A 21,289-nucleotide genomic window follows, 5' to 3' on the forward strand; every position below is an offset into this window, starting at 1 on the left:
GCAGGTAGCGGTTAGGCTCAGTCGATCACATCAGCCCCAGCAGCTGTGGAATAAACAGTGAGATCTGCGGGATATAAACAATCATCATCAGCGCGATCAGCAGGGCGGCGTAGAACGGCAGCAGCGGTTTGATGAGCTGCTGAATTTTAACCCCTGAAATGGAGCAGCCGACAAACAGCGCGCTGCCTACCGGCGGGGTCAGCAGGCCGATGCACAGATTGGCGACCATCATGATGCCAAAATGGACCGGGTTCATGCCTAAATCCTCAGCGATGGGGAGAAATATTGGCGTAAAAATCAGTACTGCTGGGGTCATATCCATAAAGATACCGACGATTAACAGCACGATGTTAATCAGTAGCAGGATCACCAGCGGATTTTCAGAAAACCCCATGAGCGCATCGCTTATCATGTAGGGAATATCGGCATTGGTCATTGCCCACGACATGCCGACGGAAAAACCGATCAGCAGAAGGACGATAGACGTCATCACCACCGATTCAAGGATCAGCTTTGGCAGGTCGCGCCATTTGACTTCCCGATAAATCAGCACCGAGAGGATAAAGGTGTAGACCACGGCGATGGCGGAAGCTTCAGTGGCGGTGAAAATACCGCCGAGGATCCCGCCCATGACAATAATGACCAGCAGCAGGCTGGGCAGGGCATCGAAAAAAGCCTTTGCCGCCTGGGCGCAGGTCGGGCGCTCGGAAACCGGATATCCGCGGTGTTTAGCGATACCAGAGCAGACCAGCATGATGGACAGACCCATCAGAATGCCCGGCAAATAACCGGCCATAAACAGCGAGGCGACCGAGACGCCGCCGGCCGTCAGAGAAAAGACGATCAGCACGTTTGATGGCGGAATGAGCAGGCCCGTGATGCAGGATGAAACGTTTACCGCCGTGGAGAATGCCGGATCGTAGCCTTTCTGCGTCTGAATGGGATTGAGCGTCCCCCCTACCGCAGCGGCGGCAGCGACCGCCGAACCGGAGATCGAGCCGAACATCATATTGGCCAGCACGTTGACGTGTCCCAACGATCCGGGTACCCGCCCAACCATCACCTGCGCCAGATTGATGAGGCGTATAGCAATTCCCCCGCTGTTCATCAGGGTACCGGCAAAGATAAAGAAGGGGATAGCCAGCAGCGCGAAGTTATCGAGTCCGTTCGCCAGGCGCTGAGCAACGGTAATCACCGCGATATCCCAGGGAAACATCAGCAGCATTGAGCCGACGGTAGCAAGACCGATGGAAAAAGAGATAGGTACGCCAATAAAGACCAGAATAAAGAACGAGCCAAACAGCGTCAGTGCAATATAGCTATCCATTAATTTGCTCCTGCTTCTGAATGTTTCATGTTTTTTAGACCGTTGCTGATAAAACACAACGCGTAAAACATCATCATGATGCCGGTGAGCGGCAGGATCAGATACACATAGCCCATCGGGATCTGCATTGCGGCTGAGACCTGGGCGGTCGACAGCGTTTTTTCAATCAGTTTTACGCCGCCGGTAACAATCACTGAGCCAGCAAACAGAAAGATAAGCAGATTGATAATGACGCTGAGCAGTGCCTGCTTGCGGGAAGAGAGCATCAGCGTAAGTAAATCGATCGCCAGATGACGCTGGGCGCCGACGGTATAGGCCGCACCCAGTAGCCCGACCCAGATCATTAAGAAACGCGCCAGTTCATCGGTCAGGGTGCTAGGCTGGTTGAGCACGTAGCGGCTGAACACCTGCCAGACGACGCAGAAAACCAGCGCAATCATTACGACGACAGAGAATGCGGCGATGGTGCGGTCCACCGCCAGCTTTATGCGGTTAAGTATCATCATTGATTTCCTGGTGAAAGCGGGCCAGCGGCTGGCCCGTTAAAGGTTATTCAGCGGCAGCGTCAAATTTGGCCAGCAGAGCGGCCTGTTTTGGATCTTTCTTAAAGTCATCAAATAGCGGCTGCACGGCGGCACGGAACGGTGCTTTATCCACTTTGATAATTTCGCCCCCCAGTGCTTTGGCCTGAGCGCGGGTATCGGCGTCGATCTTCTGCCACAGCTGTTGCTGATATACCTCTGAGGCTTTGGCCGCTTTGACCAGAATTTGCTGCTGTCCCGGCGTCAGTTTGTCCCAGGTTTTGCTGGAGATCACGAGGAAGTCAGGGATGGAGGCATGTTCATCTTCAGAGAACACTTTCGCGATTTCGATATGGCGAGTCTGCACCCAGGAGGGAACGTTATTTTCCGCACCGTCCACCACCCCTTGCTGCATGGCGGTGTAAACTTCACCAAAGGAGATTGGCGTCGGGGAGCCGCCCATTAATTCAATCATTTTTAATGTTGTCGGGCTGGCCTGCACGCGGATCTTCAGTCCTTTTAAATCCTCCGGTTTGGTGATGGGCTTTTTGGCATAAAAACTTCGGGTTCCGGCGACATAAGCGGAAAGGGCAAAGAATCCTTTCTCTTTCGTCGAATCCATTATTTCCTTGCCCACTTCCCCGAAGACCACCTTATTGAAATGATTTTGATCGTTAAACAGGAACGGTAAATTATATATCGCGTAGATATTATCAAATGACTCCAGATCGCTGGCGGAACCTTTGGTCAAATCCAGCGCGCCATTTTGTAATAACTCCATCGTTTCGCGTGCGCTGCCCATCTGGCTACTGGGGTAAATACGAATCTTCATATTACCGTCAGAAAGTTGGTTTACCTCTTTGGCCATCTCTTCAAACGCCTGATGCACCACGTGACTGCGTTCAAGGTTATGTGCGAGTTTTAACGTCATTTTTTCAGCTGCGCTGGCTCCTGAAGAGAATAGAGCAAGCAAAGATATTGCTATTAGAGAACGAGAAAAAGCGTATTTTTTCATGAGTTGGCTCCATGCACTTGTGGTAATTGGTCAATATGTTAAGCGTCGTGCTTTGTTTCTGTATGACATATTATCTTTGTTGTCGTACATCTTTAAGCTGCCTGACTCACACTTTTTCTCAATGAGGCACTGAAATAACGGATTTTATGGGTTTAATTATATTTTGTTTCTATAAATAAAAGAGAATTAATTAGAGGGTGGAATATTTTAAAAGAATGAATCGGGAATGGTGAGGTTGATATGTCGATAAATTCGAACTATTGTCCTTCCCGTTAAAACGATAAAGGGAAGGACAAGAGTGATATTTATTCGTTAAGGAAGAGTTCGAGCAGGGAATTCAAAAACAGCTTACCGTGCTCGGTAATCTGCCAGTTCTGCTCGTCTTCCTGCAGATAGCCCTGGGCTATCGCCGCGTCCAGCTGCGGGCGGATCGCCGCTTCATCAAGACCGGTATAGCGACTAAATTCTGCGCGCGGCGCGGCCTCCAGCAGGCGGAAACGGTTCATAAAGAACTCGAACGGTTTATCCGCCTCTTCCACATCATGCTGACGCTCGAGGTAACGGCCTTCCATATACCCGCGCGGGTGGCGGGTTTTGGCGGTCCGCAGAATGCGTCCGTCAGGGAAGGTTATCTTACCGTGCGCGCCGCAGCCGATGCCGAGGTAGTCGCCAAAGCGCCAGTAGTTGAGATTATGCTGACACTGGAAACCCGGTTTGGCGTAGGCGGACGTCTCGTACTGCTGATAGCCAGCGGCGCTTAGCAGTTGATGTCCCTGCTCGAAAATATCCCATAGCGCGTCGTCATCCGGCAGCACCGGCGGCCGGGAGCCGAACAAGGTGTTCGGCTCAATGGTCAGCTGGTACCACGACAGGTGCGGCGGGTTGAGGGCAATCGCCTGACGCAGATCGTCCAGCGCCTCCTCCAGCGACTGGTCCGGCAGACCGTGCATCAGGTCGAGATTGAAGCTGCGCAGGCCGAGGCCGCTGGCGAGACGTGCTGCGCGCTTGGCCTCCTCCGGACCGTGGATCCGCCCCAGGCGCTGCAGCTTCGGTTCGCTAAAGCTTTGTACGCCGATGGAGATACGGTTCACCCCGGCGCGCTGGTAATCAACGAAGCGATCGGCCTCCACGGTGCCCGGGTTGGCTTCCATGGTGATTTCCGCCCCGGCGGCCAGCGGCAGGCAGGCGCGGACGCCATCCAGCAGGGTTTGCATGGCCGGGCCGGACAGCAGGCTCGGCGTACCGCCGCCGATAAAAATAGTGCCTATTTCCCGTCCCTGGGCATATTGCGCATCGGCCTGCAGGTCGTTTAGCAGATGCTGGACGTAATCGTCATGCGGCACCTCGCCTTTCAGCGCATGCGAATTAAAGTCGCAGTACGGGCATTTCTGCACGCACCAGGGAATATGAATATAGAGACTCAGCGGCGGCAAATTAGCCATTACGTAATGCTTCCAGTAACAGTTTTAGCGCTTGCCCACGATGGGAAATCGCACTCTTTTCTTCACGGCTCAGTTCGGCCGCGGTTTTCCCTTCTGACGGGACGAAGAAGATCGGGTCGTAGCCGAAGCCACCCGTACCAGCGGCTTGTCGGGTGATTACTCCAGGCCAGCTGCCGTGGCACACCAGCGGCGTGGGATCCTCGGCATGGCGCAGATAGACCAGCACACAGTGGAACTGCGCCTGACGCTGGTCGTCCGGCACGTCCTTTAACGCGTCGAGCAGCTTTTCAAGATTCTGCTGGTCGGTGGCGTCGACGCCGGAATAGCGGGCGGAGTAAATACCCGGCGCGCCGCCAAGCGCATCGACGGCCAGACCGGAATCGTCAGCGATGGCCGGCAGGCCGGTGATCTGCGCCGCATGACGCGCTTTCAGAATCGCGTTTTCAATAAAGGTCAGGCCGGTCTCTTCCGCAGAGTCCACGCCCAGCTCGGTCTGAGCGACGATATCGAGACCAAAATCTTCCAGCAGCGAGGCCAGTTCGCGCACTTTACCGGCGTTGCCGGTCGCGAGGACGACTTTTTGCATGATGAATCCTGTTTATTCAGTTAGCGCCGCGACCGCAGTCGGGATCTGTTGTGGGGCGATGATTTTAACTTGCTTATGGCGACCCAGCTCGCCTTTTTCAATCAGTACCTGGCTTTTGGCGACGCGGAACTGTTTGGCGAGAAATTTCACCAGGTGGGCATTGGCCTGGCCATCAACGGGCGGGGCGGTAATGGCGACTTTGAGCTCGTCGCCATGTACGCCCACGATGCTATCGCGGCTGGCCTTCGGCTGAATATACAGCCTGAGCACCAGCCCGTCAGCACAGGTTTCAACGGCACTCATAGCGCCATCCACAGCCCCGGCAGCAGCACGTTACCGGTGGCCTGCAGCACTTCGGCGACGCCCATATTAATCACGTACAGCAGCAGCACCAGTACCATCGGTGAGAAATCGATACCGCCCATCGACGGCAGCAGGTTGCGGATAGGGCGCAGCAGCGGGTCCGCCAGCTGCATCAGCACGTACTCCACCGGACTGCGGCCCTGGCTGACCCAGCTCATGATCGCCATCAACAGCAGCACCCAGAAGATCAACGAGCCGATGGTTTTCAGCAGAATAAGCAGGGCGGAGATCCAGATGATCGGCTGGAAAGTGATCACCATAAACAGCACGATCGCTTTGATGACGCAGAGAATAAATGCCACCAGCAGCGAGGCGCTGTCAATCGGCCCCATCGCCGGGATAATCCGGCGCAGCGGCCCGACAATCGGCTGCGTGGCCTTCACCACAAACTGCGAAAACGGGTTGTAAAAGTCGCAGCGCGCCCACTGCATCCAGACGCGTAACAACACGACCATCGTGTAAAGCTCAATGACCGTTGAAAGCAGGAAAGTCAACGTCTTCATGGCGTTCCTCAGATTCCTTATTATTTGCTGTAGTCGCGCGCACCAAAAATAGCTGTGCCGATGCGCACCATCGTGCTTCCCGCCGCGATTGCGGCTTCCATATCGTCCGACATTCCCAGAGACAACGTATCGACCGTGGGGTACCGCGTTTTTAATCGCGCAAATGCTACCGCCATTTGCTGGGCGACGGCAAACTGCCTTACATATTCTGACTCAGGCGCGGGGATGGCCATCAGACCGCGCAGCTCCAGATGAGGTAACTCAGCGATCTCTGCCGCTAATCCATCGAGCGCTTCCAGCGGGATGCCGGATTTGCTCTGCTCATCGCTAATGTTGATTTGAATCAGCACCTTCAGCGGCGGCAGATGCGCCGGGCGCTGTTCGTTCAGGCGGGTGGCGATTTTCAGCCGATCGACGGTGTGGCACCAGTCAAAATGCTCTGCCACCAGCCGGCTTTTGTTGGACTGCAGGGGGCCAATAAAGTGCCACTGTAGTCCACTGATGCCGGCCTGCTGGAAATGGTTAATCTTCTCCACGCCCTCCTGGACGTAGTTTTCACCAAATGCCCGCTGGCCTGCCACGATGGCTTCTTCGATCGCGCTCGCAGGTTTCGTTTTACTCACTGCAAGCAATGTCACTTCTTCTGGCGCACGCCCGCAACGAGCGGCGGCACCGGAGATTTTGTCCCGGACCTGTGCCAGGTTATGCGCAATATCGTTCATATTCCGAGGATGAGTTATGAAGCTGGAAGAAATCGTAGCCCTTAGTGTAAAGCATAATGTCTCCGATCTACACCTGTGCAATTCCGCCGCACCGCGCTGGCGGCGGCAGGGCAAGCTGGAGCCCGCCCCGTTTCCCGCGCCTGATATCCCGGATTTACTCAACTGCTGGCTTGATGCCGCACAGTTACAGCACTGGCAGGAACACGGCCAGATTGACTTTGCGCTGACCCTGGCCTGCGGTTCGCGGCTGCGCGCCAGCGCTTTCGCCCATACGCGTGGAATATCGCTGGTGCTACGCCTTCTGCCTGAACAATGCCCGCGTCTGGAGACGCTGGGCGCCCCGCCTGCGCTGAGCGAGCTGCTGGCGGAAGAGAGTGGCCTGCTGCTGGTCACCGGAGCGACGGGCAGCGGCAAGTCGACCACCCTGGCGGCGATGGTGGGGCATCTCAACCAGCATCTTGATGGCCATATTCTGACCCTGGAGGACCCGGTGGAGTTTATCCATCACAGCGAGCGCTGCCTGATCCAGCAGCGGGAGATTGGCCGTCATTGTCCTTCGTTCGCCGCGGCGCTCCGCGTGGCGCTGCGCCAGGATCCGGATGTGATCCTGCTCGGGGAGCTACGGGACAGCGAAACCATTCGTCTGGCGTTAACGGCTGCGGAGACCGGACATCTGGTAATGGCGACATTACATACCCGCGGCGCGGCGCCGGCGGTGGAGAGATTGATCGATGTCTTTCCGGCAGAGGAGAAAGATCAGGTTCGTAGTCAGCTGGCTGGAAGCCTGTGCGCGGTGCTGGCGCAAAAATTGTTACCTGCACGTCAGGGCGGGAGAGTTGCGCTATACGAGCTTTTGGTCAATACCCCCGCAGTAGCTAACTTGATCCGTGAAGGAAAAGTGCATCAGTTGCCCGGCATAATGCAGACCGGGATGCAGGCCGGAATGCTGACATTTACGCAGAGTTTTCAGCAACGTGTCGCCGCAGGCGAGCTGTAAGAGAAGCGTGAAGCAGGCAGGGTGGGTTAAATGATATGTTAACTGAATGTTTGATGGCTGTTTATTTATATTATTTGGTAATACAAATAACCATTCTGAATAAATTCAAATAACACATTCAGTTGCGATATGTCGACAGTGAATACGCATTTCCAGGAAAAAAGTTTGATTACCTTTTGACAGCTTTGAGGTATTCGATTTATGCTGTTTACGGGAATAGGATGATTCTCATGGAATAACGTTTCAATTTGTAAATTGCCAAGGCTATTTATAAATTCACGACTGTTTGTATATTTTTTTATTCATTTAACCACCATGGCGGTGGGTAGCAGCTAAGGAGAGTTTTAAGTGATTAATTTAAATGGAAATTCATCATCTTCTCGTCAGGTCACATTTATTACCCATCCGTCAATTCAGAGCAAAGCTTTTGCCAGCTATCTGAGCGAAACCCTGATGGCACCAGTGGTTTTACAAAATATTAATAAACCACTGGCACAGCGCCTGGCGAAAGATTCTGTAATATTATTTGATATCGCAGTGTCAAATAAGAAATTAAATGGGGTATGGCGAGATATTATTCGACTGCAGGCAGATAATCCTCGTTTGTTGATTATTAATAGCGCACAAAAGTATGAGTTATACGAAATGGCGCAGTGGCCGGCTTTATATGGCGTGTTCCGCCATGACGATGATGAATCGCGCTTAATTGAGGGCGTTAAGGCCGTACTAAACGGCGAACAGACGGCTGAATTGAGCGTGATGCACCCGGCGATGTACGCTGCGGACCATGCATCGGCGCCCGTTGAGAACTCGCCACTCACCGAGCGGGAATGTGAGATCCTCAACGAGCTGCGCTGTGGGGCGACGAATCTGGATATTGCCCGTGCCCTGTTTATCAGCGAGAACACGGTGCGTACGCACCTGTACAATGTGTTTCGTAAACTGAGCGTGAAGAATCGCACTCAAGCGGTGAGCTGGGCGAACGAACATCTGCGCCACTAAGCGGTCGGAAGCGCGCCGTCAGCAATTTGCCGGCGGCGCAGGAGAGCAGAGCCTAAAAGCTCTGCTCGAAGTAGCTTTCCAGAATGACCACGGCTGAGGCCGAATCAACGCTGCCTTTATTCAGCGCGCGGTAGCCGCCGTGTTCAAATAAGCCTGCCCGAGCCTCCACCGTACTCAGACGTTCATCGTGAAGGACGATCGCGACGCCAAAGCGGCCATGAATTTTATTGGCGAAATTCCGCGCGCGCGCCGTCAGCGGTTGCTCGGTGCCGTCCATATTCAGCGGCAGGCCAACGATCACCGCCTCAGGCTGCCACTCTTTGAGCAGTTTTTCGATGACATTCCAGTCTGGTTTACCGTCCTGCGCCTTCAGCGCCGGTAACGGTCGCGCGGTAGCGGTGATGCGTTGCCCCACCGCCACGCCGATGCTTTTGGTGCCGAAATCAAAGCCGAGAAAGGTTCCGCTCATCATGCATGCCCCGCGACGCCTGGCATCGTCACAATGTCGATACCAATCAGTTTAGCCGCCTCGCGCCAGCGATCGGCGATGGGCGTGCGGAAGAGAATATTCTGGTCGGCAGGGGCGGTAAGCCAGGCATTATCTAAAATCTCCTGCTCCAGTTGCCCTTTCTCCCATGAGGAGTAGCCCAGCGCCACCAGTACGTTGCCCGGCTGCCTGTCGGTACCTAAGGTTTCAAGAACATCCCGCGAGGTGGTGACCACTGTGTTATCCGAAATGCGGATACTCGAGGAGAAGTCAGAGGGCGGGGTATGCAGAATAAAACCGCGGTCTTCCGCCAGCGGGCCGCCCAGCATCACCGGTTTATCCAGACGGATCTCCGGATTGCGCGGCTCCGGAACAATCTTGAGCTTCTCAAGGATCCCTTCCACCTGCAGATTTTCCAGCGGCTTATTGATAATAATGCCCATGGCTCCCTCGTCGTTATACTCGCAGATATAGACCACGGAGCGGCGGAAAATCGGGTCCTGAAGCGCAGGCATGGCAATCAGAAAGTGATGCTGTAAATTCATTGTCAGAGGTTCTGTTCCTGGTTCAAAAAGCAACACCCAGTATGCGGGCAAAGTAGAATAGTGTCGATGCACTTTATCTGGCTGGCGCCCGAGTGGCGCCTGGCTGGCGGCGTTTCACGAGCGCGGTCAACCGCGCTCGCTGCGCCATGAGCGGACGTTTATCCGCCCTGGTGTTTATTTGGTGATACGTCTTTCGATAGCGTCCATCAGCATGCCGGTGATCGAAATATCCGGGAAGGCGGCTTCAATCTCACGCACGCAGGTGGGGCTGGTGACGTTAATTTCCGTCAGACGGTCGCCGATGATATCCAGGCCGACGAAGATAAGACCTTTGGCTTTCAGCGTCGGGCCGACGCGGCGGGCAATTTCCCAGTCGCTTTCGGTCAACGGGCGAGCTTCGCCACGGCCGCCGGCGGCCAGGTTGCCGCGGGTCTCGCCGCCCTGCGGAATACGCGCCAGGCAGTAAGGCACCGGCTCGCCGTCCACCACCAGCACGCGCTTGTCGCCGTCTTTAATGGCGGGCAGATAGTTCTGCGCCATGCAGTAGCGGCTGCCGAGCTCGGTCAGGGTCTCCGTGATCACGCCGAGATTCGGATCGCCGGCTTTGACGCGGAAAATAGAGGCACCGCCCATGCCGTCGAGCGGTTTCATGATGATATCGCCGTGTTTTTCCCAGAAGGCCTTCAGCTGGGCTTTATTGCGGGTGACCAGCGTTTCCGGCGTCAGTTCTGAGAACCAGGCGGTGAACAGTTTCTCGTTACAGTCGCGCAGGCTCTGCGGCTTGTTGACGATAAGCGTGCCTTTCTCTTCCGCCCGCTCCAGGATGTAGGTGGCATAAATAAATTCGGTATCGAACGGCGGATCTTTACGCATCAAAATAACGTCAAGATCGGCCAGCGGCAGATCCTGCTCACCGGTGAAGTCATACCATTTATCGTAGTTCTGTTCGACGCTCAGCGTGCGCGTACGGGCGCGGGCTTCGCCGTTGATCAAATAGAGGTCGCTCATCTCCATATAATGGAGTTCATAGCCGCGACGTTGCGCTTCCAGCAACATAGCGAAGCTGGTGTCTTTCTTGATGTTGATGGTTGCGATGGGATCCATCACGATGCCGAGCTTGATCATGGTTCTTCTCCGTTAACGCCTCAACCTAAGTCGCCAAAACGCACCTGCAGGGCGGTGATGGCGGTGAGCGCAGTAGTCTCTGTACGCAGAACGCGCGGTCCCAACAGGATATCAGTAAACTGGTATTGCGCGGTCATCGCTATCTCTTCTGCCGATAGCCCACCTTCTGGACCAATCAGCAAACGGACGCGTTCAACCGGTAGCGGCAGCGTATTAATGCTGGCGCTGGCGCGCGGGTGCAGGTTGAGCTTCAGCCCGCTGTCCTGCTCGGCGCACCACTCTTCCAGCTGCATGGCCGGACGTATTTCCGGTACCACATTACGACCGCTCTGTTCGCAGGCGGCAATAGCGATTTTCTGCCACTGCTGGATCTTCTTCTGCAAACGTTCGGCGTCCAGTTTAACGCCGCAGCGCTCGGAAAACAGTGGCGTTATGAGGCTTACCCCGAGTTCGATCGATTTCTGGATAGTAAATTCCATTTTTTCACCGCGCGACATCACCTGGCCTAAGTGAATATGCAGCGGCGATTCACGATCGTCGGGTTCGCCGCTGAGCACTTCAACCGTGACATTTTTCTTGCCGGCCTCAGTGATGACAGCGTCAAATACCTGGTTACTGCCGTCAAAAAGCTGTAGGTGCTGACCTGCGGTCATGCGCAGGACGCGACCGACGTGGTTGGCCGCGTCATCGCTCAGCGCAATCTGGCTGCCGACAGTGAGGCGTTCTGGATGATGGATGCGAGGAATGCGCATGCTTGATATTCCGTTCGTTGCGCAGATGCCTGCTTCCCGCCACCGGGCGGGAAGCACAGGGCTGCAAATTAACAATTGCCGCTAGTGTAGGTTAGCTCTTTTGCGCCTGGCAAGCCTGCTGGACATACGGATTATGGTTGCCCTGCACTTTCGCGATGCGCTCATCGCGCTCACATTCCCAGGCGGTGACCGGGTACTGTTTATCCCAGGCGGTAAACAATTGAGTTTGCTGGCGGGAAAGATTCAGCTGGTAGCGGTCGCGCATATAGAAGTAGGTGCGGGCGATAGCGCCGCGGGCGCGGGCAGGGGGCTCGGCGACTTTATCTTTAAAATCGACCTTCATGGTGCACTGGCCGTACTGGCCTTCACCGCCGTTCCACTGGCTGTACATAAAGTTGCCGCGATCGCCATTGACTTCCCCTACCGCCGGCTGCAGGTTGTGCATATCGCTTTCCATCTTGCGGTACTCCGGATCTTTGGCGCAGTTTTGCCGCCCGCCTTCCTGCCAGCACTGGCGCTGATGGCCGAACTGCCACGCCGGCACCACGTGTTCCCATTCAACCCGGCTGGCGCGGTTCTCATTTTTACGCACTTTATAGCCGCAAGATTCCAGATCGATAACGCCTTTTTTACCCTGCCAGTCGATTTTACAGCCGCAATAAAAGTCGCCCGGAACGTCGGCGTTCACTTTGACGCCAGCGGCCTTGGCCTGGGAAAAACTATTAATACCGGCGGCCGCGAGCGGGCCACTGACTGCCGTGCTCAATACCGCAACGGCTAAAATATGCATACGGGACATCGTTAACTCCGTGTCAAAACGAGCCCGCAACGTAGCGAATGAGGGTGCTGGATGCAATCAGTCAGATCAGAAAGTTTCTAATAAATTCTGATGGTTATTTTTCAGCCACCAGCAGATCGCCGCAGTGAACGCAGCGGTAGGTGGCCTCGCCGCGCACCACCCGGTTATGGCGACGGACGGTGAGCTGATGCTGCTGACAGCGACAGCGGTAGGGGAAGGTGTTCTGGCGGACCGAATCGAGTTCAAAACGGTGAGTGCGACGCGCGGGAACGCCAAGGACGTTCTCCATCATCCATTTCCACTCTTTACCGTGCGGCGCGACGCGGCCAAAGTGCTGCCAGACCAGCAGGTGCGCCAGCTCGTGCGGCACCACTTCATCGATAAACTCCTGCTGATTTTCCAGCAGCAGCACCGGATTTAAACGAATTTCGTTTTTCTCCAGCCAGGCGGTGCCGGCGGAGGTACCGCGCTGCTGGTAGACCAGCGTCGGCTCAGCGTAGCGGCGTTCCAGTTTGAGGTTCGCTTTGGCGAGATGCTCCCGCAGGCTGCGCATCACGGCCTGCTGAATAGCGATGGGAATACGGGGTGTTTTCATAGCGCCAGAGGATAGTGCGACGGGCGGGGGAGAGCAAGAGGAAGCTTCCTCCCGGGAGGGGAGGAAGCTCAGGCGGGTTAGTCGCGGGCGCCGATTTCACGCAGCGGACGACCCTGCATCAGGTTACGTTCAATATGTTCCAGCGAGACGTTTTTGGTTTCCGGAATCAGCCAGATAGTCAGCAGGATAAACAGCACGTTCAGACCGCCGTACACCCAGAAGGTATTGGCGCTGCCCAGCGAGTTGAGCATGGTCAGGAAGGTGGCGCCGACAATCATATTGGCAATCCAGTTGGTCGCTGTGGAGCAGGTGATGCCGAAGTCGCGGCCTTTCAGCGGCTGGATTTCGGAACACAGTACCCAAATCAGCGGACCGGCGCTCATGGCGAAACCGACGATGAACATCAGCAGCATCAGGACGGCGATGTACTGCGCGGTAGAGGAGTGAATGCCGATGTGCATCATGCTACCCAGCACGCCCATGCCCGCGGCCATCACGATAAAGCCGAGGATCAGCGTTGGTTTACGGCCCCAGCGGTCGACCAGACCGATAGCGATAAAGGTGGCCAGCACGTTGGTCAGACCGACGATCACCGTCCCCCACATCTGCTCGGTGGTGTTGGCATAGCCCGCCAGTTCAAAAATCTTCGGTGCGTAGTACATGATGACGTTCATGCCGGTGAACTGCTGCATCACCTGCAGCAGAATACCGAGGAACACCGCGCGGCGGAAGTTACTGTTGTCTTTGAACAGCGACCAGCCGGACTGTTTCACCTTCAGGCTTTCGCGGATTTCGTCGAGCTCACGTTTCGCTTCGGCGCTGGTATCGCGCAGGCGCAGCAGCACGCGTTCGGCATCGACGAAACGACGTTTGGCGGCGAACCAGCGCGGGCTGTCCGGCAGGAAGATAACGCCGATCAGCAGCAATACCGCCGGAATAATGATCACGCCGAGCATCCAGCGCCACGCGCCGCTGTAGCTGAAAGCGGTGTCAGAGAGATAGGCACCGAGGATCCCGATGGTGATCATCAGCTGGTACATCGAAATCATACTGCCGCGGATTTTCTCTGGCGCGATTTCCGACAGATACAGCGGAGCCGTGTATGAAGCGACGCCCACCGCCAGGCCCAGCAGCACGCGGGAAACCAGCAGGATCTCGACGTTTGGCGCGGCAGCGGAGAACAGAGAGCCGGCGACAAAGAGGATGGCGCCGATCATCAGGCTTTTTTTACGGCCCAGTTTGAAGGAGAGCCAGCCGCTGCCGACCGCACCGACGGCAGCCCCGAACATCATGGAGCTGACCACCCACTCCTGGGTGTGGGCTGAAATCTGGAACTCATTGGCAATAAAGGGTAAGGCACCCGCAATAACACCGATATCAAGGCCGAACAGCAGGCCAGCCAGCGCGGCGAGGAAACAGACGAAGAACGTCATAGTCTTGTTCGAACGCCCTTGTTTTTTGTTGTCAGGCATAACGCCCTCCAGTTGAGTTATTGATTCTGTCGATGGTTAGGGTAGGACACTCGACGGTAAAAAAACGTGATTATAGTCACGGCTGTGTAATCGTTTACACAAAGGTAAAGAAACGTAATCCATTAAATGCTTTTTAAATCAGCAGCATATACAAGGATAGTCGACATTTTGAAAAACGGTAATCAGAGTTGACCGAAACAATATGTAACATTGTGAAAAATACCCGCACGCTATGCCTGTTATGGAAACAAAGGGGCAGTCATCATAATGTAATCGCTTTCATCGCGTTACCGCGTTTCGCTGAAGCGAAGCGCAGGGGGGAGGGAGACGGAAACAAAAAGGCCAGCGCGAGGCTGGCCTTGAAGAGAGGAAGCAGGGGTTATTTCAGACCGGCCGCTTCGCGCAGCAGAGCCGCTTTGTCGGTTTTTTCCCATGGGAAATGCTCGCGACCAAAGTGACCGTAAGCCGCGGTTTCTTTGTAGATCGGGTGCAGCAGGTCCAGCATCTGAATCAGGCCGTACGGACGCAGGTCGAAGAACTCGCGCACCAGCAGGGTCAGCTGTTCAGAAGGCACTTTCTCGGTGCCGAAGGTTTCCACCATGATCGAAGTCGGTTCAGCGACGCCGATAGCGTAGGAGACCTGAATTTCACAACGATCGGCCAGGCCCGCGGCAACGATGTTTTTCGCCACATAGCGCGCCGCGTAGGCTGCGGAACGGTCAACTTTAGACGGATCTTTACCGGAGAACGCGCCGCCGCCGTGACGAGCCATGCCGCCGTAGGTATCAACGATGATCTTACGACCGGTCAGACCGCAGTCGCCCATCGGGCCGCCGATAACGAAACGTCCGGTCGGGTTGATGAAGAATTTGGTCGAAGCGTTCAGCCATTCGGTCGGCAGGGTCGGCTTGATGATCTCTTCCATCACCGCTTCCTGCAGGGATTTCTGGTCGATGTCTTCCGCGTGCTGCGTGGACAGAACCACCGCATCGATGCCGACGATTTTGCCGTCGTCATACTGGAAGGTCACCTGGCTTTTCGCATCCGGACGCAGCCACGGCAGGGTGCCGTTTTTACGCACTTCAGCCTGGCGCTGCACCAGACGGTGAGCATAGGTCACCGGCGCCGGCATCAGCACGTCGGTTTCGTTGGTCGCATAGCCAAACATCAAACCCTGGTCGCCTGCGCCCTGTTCCAGCGGGTCGGCACGGTCGACGCCCTGGTTGATGTCCGGAGACTGTTTACCAATGGCGCTCAGAACGGCACACGAGTTGGCGTCAAAGCCCATATCGGAATGCACGTAGCCAATTTCGCGGACGGTGTTACGGGTGATCTCTTCGATATCAACCCATGCGCTGGTGGTGATTTCGCCGCCTACCAGCACCATGCCGGTTTTGACATAGGTTTCACATGCGACACGCGCTTTCGGATCCTGCTCGAGGATCGCATCCAGCACGGCATCAGAGATTTGGTCAGCAATTTTGTCAGGATGCCCTTCTGATACGGACTCAGACGTAAAAAGGTGTTTTGCCATATTTTATTTCACCTGTGGACGATTCGGATAGCTCATACTGTTGTGTAATGTGGCTTTGGTGGATAATCAGCGCAAAGCCGCGCAGGTAGCGACACGAGCAGTCTGAGTGTTAATCAGTATAGACGGATTAACTTCTGGATGGCTATTTTAGGTCAATTCTTGAGCCCATTTCCAGCCTTTTTTGATGGCGGTCGCATTTATGGGAAAACCCGCCTGGCAAATTTTCCTGACAACCGCGCAAACGCACACATTTTTATTTTGCTTTTTACCCTGCTTCTCGGTATAAAACGCCGCGCGCGGCTCATTAAAAAAGCGCACGGGGCATCGCCCTGTGGTGCCACTTCCAGCCGGGTTAAGCAGTCTGTATTTACAGAATCTCGCAGCGGCGTAGCGCCTGTTGCCCGGTATGTATAGCTTTGGCTTGTCGCCGACCCTGTCGCAGGGCGGTGTGGAGGTGATACCAGATAATGAACCAATGTTTTTCGCTTGATTCGTCGCGTCGTTCTGTCGCGCGTCAGCACTCCGCAACCTGCATCTCTCTCATGCAAACCAGCCGATGTTCACCCCATCTCGGCGCTTCTCAGGATTCCAGGGCCGGTCGGTCGTTAGAAAACTGAACAAGGGCGCTCTTGCCAGGCAAGAGTTTTCTCGTGGTTTCTCCGGACTGTCATACTCTGTTCGGCTACGTGTTTTACGATGATATGAATAAGAAACCGGTCGCGCAGTCGCAAAACCAGCAGATAGTGCTGGGCTTTAGGACTGTTCATGGGTTGTTATCGCATCTTTGGACTGCGATAGTAGTTAACTGTCTTACACTTATTATTAAAAATTGAGGTTCGCTATGTCTGACGACATGTCTATGGTTTCGCCTTCGTCAGCAGGCGAACACGGTGTACTACGTTCCATGCAGGAGGTAGCGATGAGCTCCCAGGAAGCCAGCAAGATGCTGCGTACTTATAATATTGCCTGGTGGGGCAATAACTATTATGACGTCAACGAACTGGGCCACATCAGCGTTTGCCCGGATCCGGACGTCCCGGAAGCGCGCGTGGACCTCGCGGAATTAGTCAAAGCCCGCGAGGCGCAAGGGCAACGTTTGCCGGCGCTGTTCTGCTTCCCGCAGATCCTGCAGCACCGCTTGCGCTCGATCAACGCCGCCTTCAAACGCGCGCGTGAATCGTACGGTTATAATGGCGATTACTTCCTTGTCTACCCGATTAAGGTTAACCAGCACCGTCGCGTGATTGAATCGCTGATCCATTCCGGCGAGCCGCTGGGACTGGAAGCCGGTTCGAAAGCCGAACTGATGGCCGTGCTGGCGCACGCCGGGATGACCCGCAGCGTCATCGTCTGTAACGGCTATAAAGACCGCGAATATATCCGCCTGGCGCTGGTGGGCGAGAAGATGGGCCACAAGGTCTATCTGGTCATCGAGAAGATGTCCGAGATCGCCATCGTGCTGGAAGAGGCCGAGCGCCTGAACGTGGTGCCGCGCCTTGGCGTGCGTGCGCGTCTGGCCTCGCAGGGCTCCGGCAAATGGCAATCCTCCGGCGGAGAGAAGTCCAAGTTTGGCCTCGCGGCGACCCAGGTACTACAGCTGGTCGAGATCCTGCGTGCCGCAGGGCACCTTGAGAGCCTGCAACTGCTGCACTTCCACCTCGGTTCGCAGATGGCCAATATTCGCGATATCGCCACCGGCGTGCGTGAATCCGCGCGTTTCTACGTCGAACTGCATAAGCTGGGCGTCAACATTCAGTGCTTTGACGTCGGCGGCGGTCTGGGCGTGGACTATGAAGGGACCCGCTCGCAGTCTGACTGCTCGGTGAACTACGGTCTGAACGAATACGCCAACAACATCATCTGGGCGATCGGCGATGCCTGCGAAGAGAACGGCCTGCCGCACCCGACGGTGATCACCGAATCCGGCCGCGCGGTGACCGCGCACCATACCGTGCTGGTTTCCAACATCATCGGCGTGGAGCGTAACGAATACACTGAGGCGACCCCGCCGGCGGAAGACGCCGCGCGTCCGCTACAGAGCATGTGGGAAACCTGGCTGGAGATGCACGAGACCGGCAACCGCCGCTCGCTGCGCGAATGGCTGCACGACAGCCAGATGGACCTGCACGATATCCATATCGGCTACTCCTCTGGCACCTTCAACCTGCAGGAGCGCGCCTGGGCCGAGCAGCTGTATCTGAACATGTGTCATGAAGTGCAGAAGCAGCTCGACCCGAGCAACCGCGCGCATCGTCCCATCATCGATGAGCTGCAGGAGCGGATGGCGGATAAAATCTACGTCAATTTCTCGCTGTTCCAGTCGATGCCGGATGCCTGGGGGATCGATCAGCTGTTCCCGGTGATGCCGCTGGAAGGGTTGAACAAGTCGCCGGAGCGCCGCGCGGTGCTGCTGGACATCACCTGCGACTCCGATGGCGCCATCGATCACTACGTGGACGGCGACGGGATCGCCACCACCATGCCGATGCCGGAGTACGACCCGGAGAACCCGCCGATGCTGGGCTTCTTTATGGTCGGCGCCTATCAGGAGATCCTTGGCAACATGCATAACCTGTTTGGCGATACCGAGGCGGTGGACGTGTTCGTCTTCCCTGACGGCAGCGTTGAGGTTGAGCTGTCCGACGAGGGCGATACCGTGGCGGATATGCTGCAGTATGTGCAGCTGGATCCGAACACGCTGCTGACCCAGTTCCGCGATCAGGTGAAAAATACCGGCCTGGACGACGCGCTGCAGCAGCAGTTCCTCGAAGAGTTTGAGGCGGGACTGTACGGCTATACTTATCTGGAAGACGAGTAACCATTGATGCCCGGTGGCTTAGCGCTTACCGGGCCTGCGAAGGTAGGCCGGATAAGGCGAAGCCGTCATCCGGCGGAATGCGATACTTACTTGAACCCGTATGCATTACCGGCGATAATTCACGCCAATAAGCGATTTATCTATCAAACCCTTCCTCGTCGGGCCTAACGACGCGGAGGGGTTTTTTTATACTTATTTTTTACGTTCCACGACTGCGAAAAGAGGTCATATCCATGAGCACTTTAGGTCATCAATACGATAACTCCCTGGTATCCAATGCCTTTGGCTTTCTGCGTTTGCCAATGAACTTCATGCCGTATGAAAGCGATGCGGACTGGGTCATCACCGGCGTGCCGTTCGATATGGCGACCTCCGGGCGCGCGGGTGGCCGTCATGGCCCGGCGGCTATCCGTCAGGTTTCCACTAACCTCGCCTGGGAGCACAACCGTTTCCCGTGGAACTTTGACATGCGCGAACGCCTGAACGTGGTGGACTGCGGCGATCTGGTGTACGCCTTCGGCGACGCGCGCGAAATGAGCGAGAAGCTGCAGGCCCACGCCGAGAAACTGCTGGCGGCAGGCAAGCGCATGCTCTCCTTCGGCGGTGACCACTTTGTTACCCTGCCGCTGCTGCGCGCCCACGCTAAGCACTTCGGTAAAATGGCGCTGGTGCACTTCGATGCCCACACCGACACTTACGCCAACGGCTGCGAGTTCGACCACGGCACCATGTTCTACACCGCGCCGAACGAAGGGCTTATCGATCCGAACCACTCCGTGCAGATTGGTATCCGTACCGAGTTCGACAAAGATAATGGCTTTACGGTGCTGGACGCCGGCCAGGTTAACGACCGCAGCGTTGATGACGTCATTGCCCAGGTGAAGCAGATCGTCGGCGACATGCCGGTGTACCTGACCTTTGATATCGACTGTCTGGATCCGGCGTTTGCGCCAGGCACCGGGACCCCGGTTATCGGCGGATTGACCTCAGACCGGGCGATCAAACTGGTGCGTGGCCTGAAGGATCTGAACATCGTGGGGATGGACGTAGTGGAAGTCGCTCCGGCCTACGATCAGTCCGAAATTACCGCTCTGGCGGCGGCGACTCTCGCTCTGGAAATGCTCTACATCCAGGCGGCGAAGAAGGGCGAATAAGCCGGGTAACCCCAACCCTCTCCCTTCCCGGGAGAGGGTTGCGCGCGGCACAGAGGGGTTATCAAGGCGCCGGGCGAGTGCTCCTGTGCGCCGGGAGAGGGCCGGCGCGCAGGAGAGGGGTCATTATTGCGTCAAAACACGTTAAACGGATATTCGACGTAGAACCGGACTTCATTCCCGCTGACGTTATAGTCGCTGGCGTTGCTGGACACGCGCAGCACCGAATAGCGTAATCTGAATTTCAAATCTTTCGCCACGCCGTTTTGTACCTGGTATTGAACCTGGTTGAACCATTCGTGTTCTTTGCCGTTGCTGGTCTCTGAAGTTTTAATGTTATCACCGCGCACATAGGCGGTGGTCCAGGTCAGCCCCGGTAATCCCAGCCCGGCAAAATCCAGTCCGTACGATGCCTGCCAGGAGCGTTCATCTTCACCGTTAAAATCAGACCAGTAGGAGTTGGCCAGCCAGATGGTGTTCCCGCCATCGCCGACGCCGCCCTGGTTCTGGTAACCGCCGTAGTGGTAACCGGTGCTGCCGCTGCTTTGCTGATAAGCGACTTTAAAGGTATGAATATCCCAGATGTAGCTGGCGGCCAGGCTCCAGATGCTATTGCTGCGACCGGTGCCATTGGCATCGGCATATTCTTGATCCAGGCGTGAGTTATAGCCGTTGAAATCGAGAACCAGCTGTTGGTTGGCGGCGAACGGCTGCTTATAGTTCAGGCCAAGATACTGTTTGTTCAGCACATCTTCGACGTGTGACGCGTACAGCGCGCCGCTGAGCTGGTCGTTGAACTGGTAGCTGGCCCCGCCGAAGGTCAGGCTTTTCAGGCCGCTATTATGGCTGTCGTCGCTTTTGCGCTGCTGGTCGGTGAGATAACCGGCGTTAATTTCCAGGCCGTCGATTTCGCGCGAGGTGAGCATGGTGCCGGTATAGCTCTCGTACAGCAGGCGTGAGTCGTCAGCGTAGACGATGGGCAGCATCGGGCGCTGGCTGCCGTAGCTGAGCACAGTATTTGAGAAGCGCATTTTGCCGGTAGCGCCGAATTTCGCGAGGTCGGATTTTGCGTGGCCGTCGTCATCCTGGGCGAAAAAGTCGATCCCGCCCGCGCCGCTGCGCCCACGACCGCCGTCAAGGCGCACCGCATACTGGGCGATACCGTCCACGCCGAAGCCGACCGGTCCCTGGGTAAAGCCCGATTCGAAGGTGGCGATAATCCCCTGGCCCCATTCGGCTTTATCCGGCAACCCATCGCGATAATCACGTTTGATATAAGCGTTACGCAAAAAGAGATCCAGATGGCTGTCGTCAATAAAGCCCTGACTGGCGGATTGTTGGCTGGCGAAAGTCGGCGTGGCGGCAATAATGCCAAGTGCGATTAACGATAATTCTTTTTTCACTGAAGGCACTTCTCTGTCTGTCGATATATTCAAGGGAATCACTGCAGTCGCGATATTCTCCTGAAATAATGTCGAAAGCAATCATTGTGTGAGCAATGGTATCGCCAGGAAACAAGCTGTGTGGCGCACG

General features: G+C 55.8%; 24 protein-coding genes. 7 read left to right on the plus strand and 17 right to left on the minus strand.

Annotated features, from left to right (window positions below; genetic code table 11):
* Nucleotides 1–25: 25 nt before the first annotated feature.
* From AS136_RS01350 to AS136_RS01385, 8 genes are all read right to left on the minus strand, one after another.
* Nucleotides 26–1,327 (minus strand): TRAP transporter large permease, encoded by a 1,302-nt coding sequence (locus AS136_RS01350; RefSeq protein ID WP_023323265.1) that lies wholly within the window; start codon nucleotides 1,325–1,327, stop codon nucleotides 26–28.
* Entirely contained in the window at nucleotides 1,327–1,830 is a 504-nt protein-coding gene (locus tag AS136_RS01355; RefSeq protein WP_032731249.1) for a TRAP transporter small permease, read from the minus strand. Before AS136_RS01355 ends, AS136_RS01350 begins: the two co-directional genes overlap by 1 nt.
* A gap of 46 nt (nucleotides 1,831–1,876) precedes the next feature.
* Nucleotides 1,877–2,863, minus strand: a complete 987-nt coding sequence (locus tag AS136_RS01360; protein ID WP_023323264.1) for a TRAP transporter substrate-binding protein — start codon at nucleotides 2,861–2,863, stop codon at nucleotides 1,877–1,879.
* 305 nt (nucleotides 2,864–3,168) lie between these two features.
* Nucleotides 3,169–4,305 carry a radical SAM family heme chaperone HemW gene (hemW, locus tag AS136_RS01365; RefSeq protein WP_016161832.1) on the minus strand — a complete coding sequence of 379 codons (1,137 nt, stop codon included), beginning with the start codon at nucleotides 4,303–4,305 and terminating at the stop codon, nucleotides 3,169–3,171.
* Nucleotides 4,298–4,891 (minus strand): XTP/dITP diphosphatase, encoded by a 594-nt coding sequence (locus AS136_RS01370; RefSeq protein WP_012540562.1) that lies wholly within the window; start codon nucleotides 4,889–4,891, stop codon nucleotides 4,298–4,300. The genes hemW and AS136_RS01370 overlap by 8 nt, the downstream gene beginning before the upstream one ends.
* Before the next feature lie 12 nt (nucleotides 4,892–4,903).
* Nucleotides 4,904–5,194 carry a DUF167 family protein YggU gene (gene yggU, locus AS136_RS01375; protein ID WP_002916614.1) on the minus strand — a complete coding sequence of 97 codons (291 nt, stop codon included), beginning with the start codon at nucleotides 5,192–5,194 and terminating at the stop codon, nucleotides 4,904–4,906.
* Complete coding sequence (locus AS136_RS01380; RefSeq protein ID WP_004205182.1) at nucleotides 5,191–5,757, minus strand: YggT family protein; 567 nt, start codon at nucleotides 5,755–5,757, stop codon at nucleotides 5,191–5,193. The genes yggU and AS136_RS01380 overlap by 4 nt, the downstream gene beginning before the upstream one ends.
* A 20-nt stretch (nucleotides 5,758–5,777) precedes the next feature.
* Nucleotides 5,778–6,479, minus strand: a complete 702-nt coding sequence (locus AS136_RS01385) for a YggS family pyridoxal phosphate-dependent enzyme (protein ID WP_008806467.1) — start codon at nucleotides 6,477–6,479, stop codon at nucleotides 5,778–5,780.
* Nucleotides 6,480–6,495: 16 nt separating this feature from the next.
* Between AS136_RS01385 and AS136_RS01390 the strand changes: the two genes are divergently transcribed.
* Nucleotides 6,496–7,476 carry a type IV pilus twitching motility protein PilT gene (locus tag AS136_RS01390; RefSeq protein ID WP_016161830.1) on the plus strand — a complete coding sequence of 327 codons (981 nt, stop codon included), beginning with the start codon at nucleotides 6,496–6,498 and terminating at the stop codon, nucleotides 7,474–7,476.
* A 348-nt stretch (nucleotides 7,477–7,824) separates the two neighbouring features.
* Complete coding sequence (locus AS136_RS01395) at nucleotides 7,825–8,478, plus strand: LuxR family transcriptional regulator (protein ID WP_004205179.1); 654 nt, start codon at nucleotides 7,825–7,827, stop codon at nucleotides 8,476–8,478.
* A gap of 52 nt (nucleotides 8,479–8,530) precedes the next feature.
* Here the strand turns inward: AS136_RS01395 and ruvX are convergent, their stop codons facing one another.
* The 8 genes from ruvX to metK form a co-directional block, all read right to left on the minus strand.
* On the minus strand, nucleotides 8,531–8,947 hold the full coding sequence (ruvX, locus tag AS136_RS01400) for a Holliday junction resolvase RuvX (protein ID WP_012540565.1): 417 nt from the start codon (nucleotides 8,945–8,947) through the stop codon (nucleotides 8,531–8,533).
* Nucleotides 8,947–9,510: a YqgE/AlgH family protein gene (locus AS136_RS01405; protein WP_012540566.1), complete on the minus strand. Its 564-nt coding sequence runs from the start codon at nucleotides 9,508–9,510 to the stop codon at nucleotides 8,947–8,949. Before AS136_RS01405 ends, ruvX begins: the two co-directional genes overlap by 1 nt.
* 174 nt (nucleotides 9,511–9,684) lie before the next feature.
* Entirely contained in the window at nucleotides 9,685–10,635 is a 951-nt protein-coding gene (gene gshB / locus AS136_RS01410) for a glutathione synthase (protein ID WP_063266647.1), read from the minus strand.
* A gap of 20 nt (nucleotides 10,636–10,655) precedes the next feature.
* The gene (gene rsmE, locus AS136_RS01415) at nucleotides 10,656–11,387 is read right to left on the minus strand and encodes a 16S rRNA (uracil(1498)-N(3))-methyltransferase (RefSeq protein ID WP_023323263.1); all 732 of its coding nucleotides are present in this window, start codon (nucleotides 11,385–11,387) and stop codon (nucleotides 10,656–10,658) included.
* Nucleotides 11,388–11,478: 91 nt separating this feature from the next.
* On the minus strand, nucleotides 11,479–12,186 hold the full coding sequence (gene endA / locus AS136_RS01420) for a deoxyribonuclease I (RefSeq protein WP_008806460.1): 708 nt from the start codon (nucleotides 12,184–12,186) through the stop codon (nucleotides 11,479–11,481).
* A gap of 94 nt (nucleotides 12,187–12,280) precedes the next feature.
* Nucleotides 12,281–12,781: a SprT family zinc-dependent metalloprotease gene (locus AS136_RS01425; RefSeq protein WP_008806459.1), complete on the minus strand. Its 501-nt coding sequence runs from the start codon at nucleotides 12,779–12,781 to the stop codon at nucleotides 12,281–12,283.
* A gap of 77 nt (nucleotides 12,782–12,858) precedes the next feature.
* Nucleotides 12,859–14,253, minus strand: a complete 1,395-nt coding sequence (locus tag AS136_RS01430; protein ID WP_008806458.1) for a sugar porter family MFS transporter — start codon at nucleotides 14,251–14,253, stop codon at nucleotides 12,859–12,861.
* Between the two features lie 379 nt (nucleotides 14,254–14,632).
* Entirely contained in the window at nucleotides 14,633–15,787 is a 1,155-nt protein-coding gene (metK, locus tag AS136_RS01435) for a methionine adenosyltransferase (protein WP_008806457.1), read from the minus strand.
* A 138-nt stretch (nucleotides 15,788–15,925) separates the two neighbouring features.
* On the opposite strand from metK, the gene AS136_RS28945 reads away from it, so the two are divergent.
* The 5 genes from AS136_RS28945 to speB all read left to right on the plus strand — a co-directional run bounded on the left by AS136_RS28945 (nucleotide 15,926) and on the right by speB (nucleotide 19,759).
* Nucleotides 15,926–16,201 carry a hypothetical protein gene (locus AS136_RS28945; protein ID WP_136047534.1) on the plus strand — a complete coding sequence of 92 codons (276 nt, stop codon included), beginning with the start codon at nucleotides 15,926–15,928 and terminating at the stop codon, nucleotides 16,199–16,201.
* Between the two features lie 53 nt (nucleotides 16,202–16,254).
* Nucleotides 16,255–16,404: a hypothetical protein gene (locus AS136_RS29300; protein ID WP_418268773.1), complete on the plus strand. Its 150-nt coding sequence runs from the start codon at nucleotides 16,255–16,257 to the stop codon at nucleotides 16,402–16,404.
* Nucleotides 16,405–16,488: 84 nt separating this feature from the next.
* Nucleotides 16,489–16,620, plus strand: a complete 132-nt coding sequence (gene yqgB, locus AS136_RS26140) for an acid stress response protein YqgB (protein ID WP_002916578.1) — start codon at nucleotides 16,489–16,491, stop codon at nucleotides 16,618–16,620.
* Between the two features lie 8 nt (nucleotides 16,621–16,628).
* On the plus strand, nucleotides 16,629–18,605 hold the full coding sequence (gene speA / locus AS136_RS01440) for a biosynthetic arginine decarboxylase (RefSeq protein ID WP_008806456.1): 1,977 nt from the start codon (nucleotides 16,629–16,631) through the stop codon (nucleotides 18,603–18,605).
* A 233-nt stretch (nucleotides 18,606–18,838) separates the two neighbouring features.
* A complete protein-coding gene (speB, locus tag AS136_RS01445) occupies nucleotides 18,839–19,759 on the plus strand; it encodes an agmatinase (protein ID WP_002916572.1) in 921 nt (306 codons plus the stop codon).
* A 131-nt stretch (nucleotides 19,760–19,890) separates the two neighbouring features.
* Here speB and AS136_RS01450 read toward each other — a convergent pair whose 3' ends face one another.
* A complete protein-coding gene (locus tag AS136_RS01450; protein ID WP_023323262.1) occupies nucleotides 19,891–21,159 on the minus strand; it encodes an OprD family outer membrane porin in 1,269 nt (422 codons plus the stop codon).
* Nucleotides 21,160–21,289: the final 130 nt, after the last annotated feature.

It is taken from the genome of Klebsiella sp. D5A (genome assembly GCF_001620885.1).
In the GTDB taxonomy this organism is placed as follows: Bacteria; Pseudomonadota; Gammaproteobacteria; order Enterobacterales; family Enterobacteriaceae; genus Klebsiella; species Klebsiella variicola.